Below are 12,146 nucleotides of genomic sequence, written 5' to 3'. Positions count from 1 at the left end.
TCCTTGTGATACGCCGCCGCCCCCGCCCGCGCAGGCAGGGGCGGCGGACAGGCTAGACTGTGGCCTCGGTCTGCACGACCTGGCCGGCCTGATCGTACATCAGGCCGCAGCGCAGATCGAAGTGGCGGTTGACGCTCATGGTCGGGCAGGCCCCGTTGAGGGCCACCTGGACCACCGTGGAACCGAGAAACGCCTTCTCCGGGTCCATCTCCTTGGAGTGGTGGGCCATGATGATCAGGTCGGCCCGCTTCTGCTGCGCCATGCGCAGGATCTCCATGGGCGGCTGGCCGCTACAGACACCGAACGAGCATCCGGGCACGCCATCCAGACGCGGGCCGTATTCGTTTGCCAGGCGGGCCTCGACGTCGCCCGCGCTCACGCCGGGCTCGACCACGTGCATGACCGTCAGGTTCGCCTTGTACTGGCGGGCCATCTGGCCGCCGTAGTTCACGGCGCACTCGGCCTGATCCGAGAAGTCAGTGGCCACCAGGATGTTCTCGAACAGCGGGTCCTTGCAGGCCACGTCCTTGTGCACGATCATGACCGGGCAGCGGGCCTTCTGGCTGACGCGCTCCAGGGTGCTGCCCGCCATGCCCCACATCTTGGACCGCTTTTCCTCGTATTCCTTGGTGTGCGGTCCCATGACGATGAGGTCGGTGTTCTTCTTGCGGGCCAGCCGCAGTATCTCGGCGTGGGGGATACCCGGAATGACGTTGATCTGGTACTCCGCGATGCCGCTCAGGAGGTCGCTGTACATCTCCTCTATCTGGCTCTTGATCCGCTCAGTCTCACCCGAGGGTTCGAGGTGTTCCATGGAGCCCCAGCCCTGGGCCATGCCCGCCACGTGGGTCAGGTAGAGCTTTGCCTCGAACTTCCTGGCGAACTCCGCAGCCGCCATGACCGCGCACTTGTCCACGCCGGACGGCGTGACGCCGACGATGATGTCCTTAAACATGATTCGCTCCCTTGTTGAGGTTACTCTTCTTTTCTGGCCGGTCTGGCCGGTCTGGCCGGTCTGGCCGATCTGGCCGGGGCTCGCCCGGACCCCCCTGGCCGGACTCGGCATCTTCGGCCTGAAGCCCAAGGCTCCAGGCCCGCGTTTCAATGCCGTGTCTGGCTCCGGCGTTCAGGCTCAGGTTCTTGCCCAGCTGCACGGCCTCCTCGTCCAGGCCCAGGGCCAGCCCCATGACCTGCGTCAGGTAGAGCACCGGCACCCGGCGGCCCCCCGCCCTGACGGCCTGGCCCTGGTAGGCTTCGAGATTCATCTGGCACAGGGGGCAGACCGTAACCACGGCGTCTGCCCCGTCGGCCTGATCGAGGATCGCGGCCACGGAGTGCAGCGCCACGTCGCGGTGGCCGACCATGAGCGACGCGCCGCAGCACCGGTTGCCGCAGTCCCATTCATGCACCTGCCCGCCCATGGCCCGGATGATCGGCTCCATGGAGGTGGGCCTGCCCGGCGAGTCGAACACGGGATAGGGCCTAAGAATCTGGCAGCCATAGTAGGGCGCGAGCTTCATGCCCTCCAGACCGCGAGTCACCTTCTGGGCCATGATCCCCGCGCCCACGTCGTTGAGCAGCACGTCCAGCAGGTGGCGCACGTTCACCTCGCCCCGGTAGGTCAGGCCGGATGCGGCCAGCACCTCGTTGACCCGGCCATGCAGATGCCGCTCGCCCACCACCTCGCGGTTGACCTTGAGCAGGTTGAGGTAGCAGGCGCTGCACGGGGCGAGCACGTCCAGGCCCGGCAGCTCGTCCTGGACAATGGCCAAGTTGCGGGCTGGCAGGGCGTAGTTCATGAGCTTGCTGACCGGCTCGGCCGCGCTCGCCCCGCAGCACGTCCAGTCCGGAATCTCGATCAGCTCTGCGCCGAGCCTGTCCATGACCGCCCGGACCGAGACATCGAATTCGCGCGCGCTCTCCATGAGCGAGCAGCCGGGGTAGTATGCGTACTTCATGATCCCGCCTCCATCTGTCTGACCTTGGCAAACATGGGTCCGAGCCGTCCGCGCTGGGCATGGTTCGGCAGGTGCAGCTTGCCCTTGCCGAGCATCTTCAGCCCCAGGGGCAGAAAGGACAGGGGCAGCCTCGGGTCCATGCGCCGCAGGAAATAGCCCTGCATCATGCTCGCCTCCTGGAGCCGCCCGTTGGCCTCCACATCGGCCATGAACGCCTCGTAGAAGGCCCCGTTGCGCCTGGCCTGCCTTGATCCGTCGAGCCGCGCCAACCGCTTGAGCGCGCCCATGGCCGAGGTCAGCTTGAGCCCCCGCGGGCAGCGCAGGGTGCACATGTAGCATGACGAGCACAGCCAGAAGGTCCGGCTCTCCAGGATCTCGTCGAGCATGCCGAACTGGATCATCCGCCACATGCGGCGCGGGGACACATCCATGGCGTGCCAGTTGGGGCAGGACGCGGTGCAGGTGCCGCACTGCATGCACGCCCCCACCATGTCCCGCAGTCCGGCCAGCACGGCCTGGTATTCGTCTGTCGCCGGGCTCCATGTCCTTGTCTTCACTTCGCTCATGGCTCACCGTCCTTGGCTATGCCGGTTCTTCCAGGGCCGCGTCGATGACCGACATCATCGGCCCGTCGTGGAATCCCTTGAGTATGGTCGCGCTGTTGGGGCACACGGCCGCGCACGCCCCGCACCCCTGGCAGAGTATCTCGTCCACCGCGATGCGCCCGGCGTCCATGTCCAGGGAGCGCGCGCCATAGGGGCAGGCCGCCACGCACGCCTGACACAGGGAGCACAGGGAGTGGCGCACCTGGGCCACCACGGTCTCGCGGGTGATCTTCTCGGCGTTGAGGATACGCAGGGCGCGCTGGGCCGCAGCCTTGGCCGAGGCGATAGTCTCGTCCATGCGCCGGGGCGAGTGGGCGATGCCGCACATGTAGAGGCCCTGCTTGAGGAAATCCACGGGCCGCCACTTGAAGTCCGCCTCGCGGTAGAAGCCGTCCCCGTCGATCTCCACCCCGAAGATTTCAAGCAGTTCCTCCACGTCGTTGGGCTCCAAGCCGCTCGAAAGGGAGAGGAGATCGGGCCTGAACCGGACCTCGGCGCCCAGGACCGGATCGCGTCCCGTGACCACAGGCCTGCCTTCCTCGAAGGTGACCACAGGCCTGGTGTCGGAATCGTAGCGGATGAAGATGGCCCCGGCCTTGCGCGCCTTGGTGTAGTAGGTCTCAAGGAACCCCTGGGTCATGATGTCGCGGTAGAACACGTAGATGGGCAGATTCGGGTTGCGCTCCTTGAGGGTGAGGACGTTCTTGAGCATCTCCGGGCAGCAGACCCGGCTGCAATACTTGCGGTCCTCGTCGGGCGCGCGCCAGCACTGGATCATGACCACCGACCCCAGCGCCCCGGCGTCGATGGTGCCGCTGGCCAGCCCCTCTTCCATGGCCAGATGGGTCATGACCGACTTGTGGACACACAGGCCGCTCTCATACACCTTGGCCTCATGCCCGCCCGTGGCCAGGATGGTCACGCCGTGCTCCAGGGGAAAGACCCCCCGCGGGCTGGCGATGGCCGAGCGGAACCGTCCGGCGCTGCCCCGCGAGAGCACCACGCGCGAGTCCTTGAACACCTTGATGTTCGGATGCTTCTCCACCTGGCCAATCAGCTCCTCCATGAACTTGCGCGGGTCCGTGCCGTCGAGCTGCGTGTGCAGCCGCATGGCCATGCCGCCAAGCTCCTCCTCGGACTCCACCAGACAGACGCCGTATCCCTGGTCCGCGATGGACATGGACGCGGTCATGCCGGCCAGTCCGCCGCCCACCACCAGGGCGGACCGGGCCACGTCCACCATGGTCGGCGGCGGCACCGGGTCCGCACCCTGGAGCCGGGCCACGGCAGTGGCCAGGGCGGCGTAAATCTCCTTTTCGGCCTTGATGGTCCTGTCCGGCCTCTCCGGGTCGTCGTCCCGGCCCATGTCAAAGGTGGGGCTGTAGATGTCCACCACGTCCATGAGGGCGGGATTCAACCCGATGGCCCGGCCAAGCTCCTTGAGGCGGGGGATGTAGGCATAGGGCATGCACGCGCCGATCAGCACCCGGTTGGGCTTGAACTCGGCCACGCCGCGCTCGATGTCCTTCCAGCCCGCATGGGTGCAGGCGCTGCCCACGGCCACCACCTTGCACACGGAATGGACCGTTGCCAGCCTTTGGCTCAGGGCGTCCAGGTCCACGGCCAGCTCAAGGGTGGGGCAGGAGGCGCACACGGCCACAAAGGTCCGGGGCGGCTCCCTGGACACGTCGGGGTAGGATGGCTCCGGCTCGCCGCCGATCCCGGCCAGCACGTCGTAGATCTTGATGATCCGCGACGCAGCCGAGGCTGCGGCGCCGGCCTGGATGACCGACTCCGAGATGTCCTTGGGCTCGCCGAACGCGCCTGCCGAGAACACGCCCACGCGGCTGGTCCGCTCCGGGGCGTAGGGCTGGGTTTGCACGAATCCCCATTCGTTGAGGTCCAGGCCCGCGGTCAGGGCGAACTTGTCCATGCCGCGGGGCGGGCGAGCCCCGGCGGCCAGCACGACCATGTCGTAGATTTCCTCGACCAGCGCGCCGTCGTCGGTCATGAACTCGATCTTCAGCCCCTTGCCGTCCGGAGCAGGCACGACAGAGTGAGGCCTGCTGCGCACGAAGCGCACGCCATCCTCGGCCTCAGCCCGGTTGCGATACCGCTGGTACCCCTTGCCCGTGGTCCGCATGTCCATGTAGAAGATGGTGGCGTCCAGGTCGCCGGCCGCGGCCTTTTTGGCCAGCACGGCCTCCTTGATGGAGAACATGCAGCACACCGCCGAGCAGAAATCCGCGCCCTTTTGCACATCGCGCGAGCCCACGCACTGTATCCAGGCGATCTTGCGCACCGGGGCGTTGTCGCCCGGCCTGAGCAGGCGGCCTCCAGTCGGTCCGGCGTGGCTGAGCAGCCGCTCGAACTCCACCGCCGTGAGCACGCCGGGGTGGTCGTAGCACCACACATCCTGGCCGCCCTCCGGGTCCATGACCGGATTGTAGCACTCGAACCCGCCGGCCAGGACCACGGCCCCGACCTCAAGCTCCTCCACCGTGTCGGACATGATGCGCATGTAGAGCTTGTCGAGCCAGGGCACGAACCGCTTGGCCGACAGGGGCTTGGTCAGGTGTTCGCGCGCGCCCTGCATGACCAGTTCGGCGGCCTGTTCCGCCTGTTCCGGCTCGGCCAGGAGCACCACGGGCATGTCGGGCCGCAGCTCGCGGCAACGCGTCAGCACGCGGTCCGCGCCCATGTCGTCCAGATTCATGCCCAGCAGCGTCAGCCTGATGCGCCCGCCTCCGGCCTCACTCCCTTCGGCAAGCATGTCCACGGCCTCGCTGCCCGAAGCGGCGAAATGCAGGGGGAAGTTCTGCTCGCCCAGACTCTCCCTGATCATGGCCGCCACCGCCGGATCGCTGTCCGCCACCAGGATGTGGAAGTCCTTGCGCTCGTCGAACTTGAAGTCAATGGCTCCGGTGGGGCACGCCTCGTGACACTTCCAGCACCGCTGGCAGTTTTCGAGGTCGACCACGTAGTGGTTGGGGATGGCGTGAGGCACCGGCAGATGCACGGCGGCCCGCATGGTCAGCCCGGCGTTGTACTCGCTCGGCACCCGCACCGGGCAGACCTCCGAGCACTTGCCGCAACTGACGCACCTGGCCGGGTCGATCAGCGTGGACTTGCGGCTGAGGGACACGAAGAACTTGCCCGGCTCGCCCTCAAGCTCCACCAGCTCGGTGGAGAGCATGATGTCGATGTTGTCGTGGAATAACCCCTTGCGCAGGCAGAACTGGCTCGACGAATCGCGCGCCATGAGCGGCAGCATCTTGCACATGCCGCAATGGTCCGACGGGAACTGGTGGTCGAGCTGGCTCAGGATGCCGCCGTGGTTTGGCCGCCTGTCGATGAGCGCGACCTTGTGGCCGGTGACGGCCAGATCCAGGGCGGCCCGGATGCCGCCTATACCCGCTCCGACCACCAATGCGCCGTATTGCTTTCTCATAATGACCTCCCAAACTCATGCTCCCGATCAGACCATGTGCGACACCGTGTCCTGGAACTCGTCCTCCTTGAACACCGACATGGGCGGAGGCTCGTCCAGGCTGCGCCCCGGCTCGTAGTCGAAGCTCGCCTGGGTCCGCGCGGCAACCGTCCTGAACAGCTCCATGACCGGGATGTCGTTGGGACAGGCGTTGGAACACTGCCCGCATCCGACGCAGGCCATGCTCATGTGCGCCATGCGCGTCAGGTGGTAAAAGATGGTATCCGTGGGCATCTTGAGGCTGCCCTTGCGCTTGGCCCACTCCACGTACTGCCACGGCTTGTGCTCGAAGACATCGGTGTTGAAGACGCACTCCTTGCAGTAGCAGACCGGGCAGGCCACCCGGCAGTTGTAACAGTTGACGCAGCCCGCAAGGTACTCGGACAGGTCGGTCAGGGTGCCGGTCACACTCTTGGTCTGCTCGATCATGGCGTCGCGGTAGACGGTCCTGGCCTCCACCAGGGCGGCCAGGGCCTTGTCGCGCCCGTTGGTGGACTGGATTTCCGGCAGATTCAGCGCGCTGAGCAACGCCTCGCCGCGCGCGCTGGTGGCCATGACCGGGATGCTCTCGCGCAGGTCCGCCCCGGCAACGCCGATGACGATGTCCGCGTTGGTCGGCGACGGGTGCTCGCACGCCTTGCAGGCGTTGGCTATCTCGACCCCTCCGGCGGACACGCCGACCCCGTTCACGCCATGAAAACCAAGGGTGGCGGCAAACGGGTCCTGATCGCCCAGAAACAGCTTGTAGTTGACGTTGTCGTAGGCCCCCAGACAGTCCATGCCCACCAGGATGACGTTATCGAGGCTGCCCTGGTTGAGCTTGACCAGCTCGACAAACGCCCTGATCTCGCACGGACGCATGACCGCCGCGATGCGCTCGCCCGCCTGGCCGCGCGTCAGGCGGGACAGGAGCTTGGCGCTGTTCATGGGAAAGGCCGGGGCCAGCGGGTCCGCGCCAGAGAGCTGCGCCGGATCGGTCACCAGGGTCGGCATGGGCATGCCCTTGCCAAAATGGTGGACCGACACCAGCACACCGCCGATGGATTCGTCGCCCAGCAACCCCTTCAGAAAGCCCTGGAGGGCCAAGACCGGATTGTTTCCTTCCACCTGTATCTTCGCTGTGGTCGCCATGTCGTCACCCCTTTGTCAGCGCTGTTAGACCACGGCCATGGAACGCGCTTCCATGGGACCGAGTTCTCTGATCTCGTTGATGAAATGGTTCACCGTGGCCGCGAATTCATTGCCCTCGCTGGCCCCGACCCAGGTCAGCTTGACGCGGCCCTTGTCGATGCCGAACTGGGGCAGGATTTCGTTTAAGAGCTTGATCCTGCGCCGGGCCTTGTAGTTGCCGTTGATGTAGTGGCAGTCGCCGGGATGGCAGCCGCTGACGAGCACGCCGTCCGCCCCGGAGAGCAGGGACTTGACGATGTACTTGGGGTCCACCATGCCGGTGCACATCATCCGCACCAGCCGCAGGTTGGGCTGCTGGACCATGCGGGAGGTCCCGGCAAGATCCGCCGCCGTGTAGGTGCACCAGTTGCAGACAAAGGCCAGTATGGTCGGTTCGAACTCGTTGCGCATGACAGCCTCCTAGGCCGGTTCGCCCGCGCGGGCGTGAAGTTGCGTCTCGTGTTCCGCTCCCGCAGCATCGGGCATGATCGGAATGCCGGGCATCATGCCCAGCAACCCGTCGATTTCGTCGAATATCTGGTTCTCGTTGAAGTGCTTGATCTGGGCCGCCCCGCTTGGGCAATACCCGGCGCAACTGCCGCATCCCTTGCACATGGCCTCGTTGATGACCGACACCTGGCGGCGCTCGTCGAACTCGATGGCCGAGTAGGCGCACAGGCCAATGCACACCTTGCAGCCGATGCAGATGTCCGGGTTGATCCACGACGTGGTCGGGGAGATGGAGACCTTGCCCCTGGCCGCCAGGGCCAGGGCCTGGGCCGCCCCGCCCGAGGCGTGGGAGACCGCGTCCGGGATGTCCTTTGGCCCCTGGCAGGCCCCGGCCAGGAACACGCCGTCCGTGGCTGTCGAGACCGGCCCGAGCTTGGGATGCTCCTCCAGGAAGAACCCGTCCTGCCCCTGGGCCACGCCAAAGACGCGGGCCACCTCGGGCATGTCCGCCCTGGGCTCCATGGCCGTGCACAGCACCACCATGTCCACGGGCACGCGCACGTTCATGCTGAGCAGGGTGTCCTCGCCCACCACCACCAGCTTGCCGTTCTCCTGCACGATCTCGGCAGGGCGGCCCCGGATGAAGGTCACGCCCTCGTCCTGGACGCGCCGGTAGAACTCCTCGTACCCCTTCCCGAAGCAGCGCATGTCGATGTAGAAATTGTAGACCTTGGCGTGGTGACCGATCTTGTCCTTGATCAGGTGGTCGTACTTGAGGGCGTACATGCAGCAGGTGCGCGAACAGTATTCGTGATAATTCCTGTCGCGGCTGCCCACGCAGTGGATGATGGCCACGCTCTCCGGGGACTCCCCGTTCTTCATGACAATCTTGCCCCCGGTAGGGCCAACGGCATTGTTCAGCCGTTCGAACTGCAACGCGGTATAGACCTCGCCGTAGCGGCCATACCCGTACTCGGCCATGGGCGTCGGGTCCATGGTGTCGTAGCCCGTGGCCAGGACAACGCTGCCCACATGAAAAACCTCGCGGCTCTCCTGCATGGTGTAGTCGATGGCCCCGGTGGGGCATATCTGCTGGCACAGGCCGCACTTGTCCTTGGTGATCTTGCGGCAGATGGTCCCGTCGATGACCGGGGTGTTGGGCACGGCCTGGGGCGAGTTGCGGTAGATGGCCTTGCGCGTGCCAAGCCCCTCGTTGAATTCGCTGGGCGCCTTGGTCGGGCATTTCTCAAGGCAAGCCCCGCACCCGGTGCAGATGCTGGCGTTGATGTAGCGGGGCTTGTGCAGGACAGTGACCGTGTAGTTGCCCACAAAGCCGGACACGTCCACCACCTCGCTCCAGGTCATGAGGTTGATGTTGGGCTCCTGCGAGACGGCCACCATCTTGGGGGTCGAGATGCAGGCCGCGCAGTCGAGGGTGGGAAAGGTCTTGTCGAACTGGGCCATGTGCCCGCCGATGGACGGCGCCTTTTCCACCAGATGCACCCGGTGGCCGGACTTGGCGATGTCGAGCGCCGCCTGGATGCCCGCAATGCCCGCGCCCACGACCATGACATCGGGCAGCACGTCCACCTCGCGCGAAAACAGTTCCTGATGCCGACCCACCCGCTCCACTGCGGCTTCCACGATGTGCTTGGCCTTGGCCGTGGCCTCGACCGGATCGGCGGTGATCCACGAGCAGTGCTCGCGGATGCAGGCATGCTGCATCAGGTAGGGGTTCAACCCCCCGCGGGCGCACGCCTTCTGAAAGGTCTTCTCGTGCAGGCGCGGCGAGCAGGACGCCACCACCACGCGGTTCAGGCCATATTCGCGGATGTCCCTGATGATCATCTCCTGCCCCGGATCCGAGCACATGAACTGGTAGTCGCGCGAGACCGCCACGTTCCTGATCCGCCCGGCAAAGCCTGCGACATCCGCGCAATCGACCTTGCCCGCGATGTTCGAGCCGCAATGACAAATGTATACGCCGATCCTTTCAGCCATGGCCCGCTCCTCCTCGCATGGTCAGCGAATGGTTCTGCCGTTGTTCAACTCCAGGGTCAGCTCGCCCACCAGCCGCTTGAGCTTTTCATTCTCGGAGGCCAGATCGGCCTCGGTCTGGGGGCCGGACTGCCGCTCGAAGACCTGGTGGCAGTTTTCCAAAAAAAACCCGCGCCACTTGTAGTATTGTCCGGGGCGCAGATCGTGCGCGCGGCAAAGGTCGTTGATGCATCCCCCGGAAAGACCCTCCAGCACGATCCTCGCCTTTGTCTTGGGATCCCATTTGCGCTTCATCCGCCATACCTCCTTGCCGCTGTCCCCCCCTGTCTTCCGTCCCGGCTGCCCTCCTGGAGAGATGGAGAGCGGACCCGATGCGCGAGCAACCGGTCACGCCATGTCCACATCCTCTTCAACAGTCTGTATTTGCAAGGCATGTCACCTCTCAGCCACGACTGCTCACCAGCGCCTCCGAGATGTCTCATGCTCTCAATAACAAGTTGCGTGCCGAAGCGGATAAACGCAGGGAAATGGACGGATTATATGCGGGAGGCGACGGGATGGCAGATTGAAACACCTGCAAAACAAGAAGATTTCGTCCTGTCTGGCAAGACCAGTCCCGTTCGGCAAGACATTGGAATCTGTTCAGGAGAGTCCCGTCATGACAATGGAGAACGCAACTGAGCGGTTGGCGTGGTCAGGGCTCTCCTCGCCGGACGGCCAGACGCGGGCCACCTCTGTCCTGTCCGGCAGGACAATAGTGACGGAATCCGCGTTATAATCTGGTTTCTTCCATGAATTCAGCCATGGGGAGCGATTGAACAAAACGACAGAATTGTGCTATAAAGCGTATCGGAATAGTCCGAGGAGCGTGGCCCGTGTCCGACATCCTGATCATTGACGGCGACACCGCCTACACCGCCCGGTTGGAACAGGACCTTGCCCGGCACAACCTGTCGGCAGCCTGTTGCAATTCCCTGGCCCGCGCCATGGGCATGCTGCACACAGGCGACTACCGGGTGGTCCTGCTCGGCGACGACCTCTCGGACAGGGACAGCCTCGACTGTCTCGCCACCATCCGCGAAATTCCGTCCTTTCCCGAGATCATCTTCGTCTCGCGCAACAGGGATCCGGACACAGCCGAGCGCACCATCCGCGACGGGGCCTGGGACTACCTGACCAAGCCGCCCAACATCCAGCGGCTGACAGTCCTCATCAGCCGGATCACGGACTATCAGCAGGAACGGCGGTCGGCCCGCCCGCCCGTGTCGCTGCGCCGGGGCGGCATCGTGGGCAACAGCCGTTCGCTGCAATCCGCCCTGGACAGCGTGGCCATGGCCGCTGCCTCGGAAAGCAACGTCCTGATCATCGGCGAAACCGGCACAGGCAAGGAGCTCTTTGCCAGAGCCATCCACGAGAACAGCCCGCGCCGAAAGAAATCGTTCGTGGTGGTGGATTGTGCGGCCCTGCCCGATACCCTGGCCGAAAGCCTGCTCTTCGGCCACGAGCGGGGAGCCTTCACCAGCGCGGACACCCATGCCATCGGTCTGGTCAGGCAGGCCGACGGCGGCACGCTGTTCCTGGACGAGGTCGGCGAGCTGCCGCTGCCCATCCAGCGCGTGTTCCTGCGCGTCCTGGAGGGCCGCAGCTTCAGGCCGGTGGGGGCGACAACAGAGATCGTGAGCGATTTCAGGCTGCTCTCAGCCACCAACCGCGACCTGGAAGCCATGGTCGCCAGCGGCGACTTCAGACGCGACCTCTTCTACCGCCTGCACGGCACCCGCCTCCAGCTGCCGCCGCTCAGAGACATCTCCGAAGACATCAACGAGCTGACCTGCCACTTCATCCGGCGGCACTGCCAACGGCTCCGGGTGGAAAGCAAAGGCTTCTCGCCGGATTTCCTCGGCGCGCTCATGCAGTACGACTGGCCCGGCAACATCCGCGAACTGATGAACACCATCGAGCAGGCCATCAACAAGGCGGGACGGGAGAACATCCTCTATCCCCGCCACCTGCCCCGGATGATCCGCTCGCGGGTGGCCCGGCGCGCCATGGAAGACCCGCACCCGGCAGAAACCGGCCACGACATCGCCATGGGCGAGCGCGAACACTTCCCGGACCTCAAGACATACCGCGCCGACCAGATCGCACACATCGAACAGCACTACCTGGCGCGCCTGATGGACCTGGCCAACGGCGACATCCGCCGCGCCTGCGCCCTCTCCGGCCTCTCCCGCGCCCGGCTCTATACCCTGATCAAACTCCACAACATAGCCAGGCCCTGACCCGCCGCTTCATGCCTCCGGCGGCCAGAGAACCTTTTGGAAAAGGTTCTCTGGACTCTCCAAAACTTGTTGGCGCTCCGCCGCAAGGCGAGGCAGGAGGACGCGAAAATTCGGACAGCGGCGGAGAGGGCGCGGATGCGCGGAAAGGCAGAGCTTTTTTCAGGAAATGTGGACAAAAAGAGGCGCGCCTCGT

The 12,146-nt window shown here is 65.2% G+C and carries 9 protein-coding genes; 1 reads left to right on the top strand and 8 read right to left on the bottom strand.

The features are described 5' to 3' along the window. Positions 1–52: 52 nt before the first annotated feature. From DAES_RS03900 to DAES_RS03865, 8 genes are read right to left on the bottom strand one after another with little or no spacing between them, the layout of a single operon-like run. Positions 53–955: a universal stress protein gene (locus tag DAES_RS03900; protein ID WP_013513733.1), complete on the bottom strand. Its 903-nt coding sequence runs from the start codon at positions 953–955 to the stop codon at positions 53–55. Continuing rightward, positions 948–1,958 carry a CoB--CoM heterodisulfide reductase iron-sulfur subunit B family protein gene (locus DAES_RS03895; RefSeq protein ID WP_013513732.1) on the bottom strand — a complete coding sequence of 337 codons (1,011 nt, stop codon included), beginning with the start codon at positions 1,956–1,958 and terminating at the stop codon, positions 948–950. The genes DAES_RS03900 and DAES_RS03895 overlap by 8 nt, the downstream gene beginning before the upstream one ends. Further along, a complete protein-coding gene (locus DAES_RS03890; RefSeq protein WP_013513731.1) occupies positions 1,955–2,524 on the bottom strand; it encodes a 4Fe-4S dicluster domain-containing protein in 570 nt (189 codons plus the stop codon). Before DAES_RS03890 ends, DAES_RS03895 begins: the two co-directional genes overlap by 4 nt. Positions 2,525–2,540: 16 nt before the next feature. Then, positions 2,541–6,014: a 4Fe-4S binding protein gene (locus DAES_RS03885; RefSeq protein ID WP_013513730.1), complete on the bottom strand. Its 3,474-nt coding sequence runs from the start codon at positions 6,012–6,014 to the stop codon at positions 2,541–2,543. 27 nt (positions 6,015–6,041) lie between these two features. Continuing rightward, positions 6,042–7,184, bottom strand: coding sequence for a 4Fe-4S binding protein (locus DAES_RS03880; RefSeq protein ID WP_013513729.1), 1,143 nt, complete (start codon positions 7,182–7,184; stop codon positions 6,042–6,044). Between the two features lie 24 nt (positions 7,185–7,208). After that, the gene (locus DAES_RS03875) at positions 7,209–7,634 is read right to left on the bottom strand and encodes a hydrogenase iron-sulfur subunit (RefSeq protein WP_013513728.1); all 426 of its coding nucleotides are present in this window, start codon (positions 7,632–7,634) and stop codon (positions 7,209–7,211) included. 9 nt (positions 7,635–7,643) lie between these two features. After that, positions 7,644–9,674, bottom strand: a complete 2,031-nt coding sequence (locus DAES_RS03870; protein ID WP_013513727.1) for a CoB--CoM heterodisulfide reductase iron-sulfur subunit A family protein — start codon at positions 9,672–9,674, stop codon at positions 7,644–7,646. A 21-nt stretch (positions 9,675–9,695) separates the two neighbouring features. Next, a complete protein-coding gene (locus DAES_RS03865) occupies positions 9,696–9,965 on the bottom strand; it encodes a transposase (RefSeq protein WP_013513726.1) in 270 nt (89 codons plus the stop codon). Between the two features lie 581 nt (positions 9,966–10,546). Between DAES_RS03865 and DAES_RS03860 the strand changes: the two genes are divergently transcribed. Continuing rightward, positions 10,547–11,953: a sigma-54-dependent transcriptional regulator gene (locus DAES_RS03860; protein WP_013513725.1), complete on the top strand. Its 1,407-nt coding sequence runs from the start codon at positions 10,547–10,549 to the stop codon at positions 11,951–11,953. The last annotated feature ends 193 nt before the right edge of the window (positions 11,954–12,146 follow it).

The sequence above is a fragment of the Pseudodesulfovibrio aespoeensis Aspo-2 genome (genome assembly GCF_000176915.2).
GTDB lineage: Bacteria > Desulfobacterota > Desulfovibrionia > Desulfovibrionales > Desulfovibrionaceae > Pseudodesulfovibrio > Pseudodesulfovibrio aespoeensis.
Note: the sequence above shows the minus strand (reverse complement) of the source record. Positions and strands in the feature narration are given on the sequence as shown.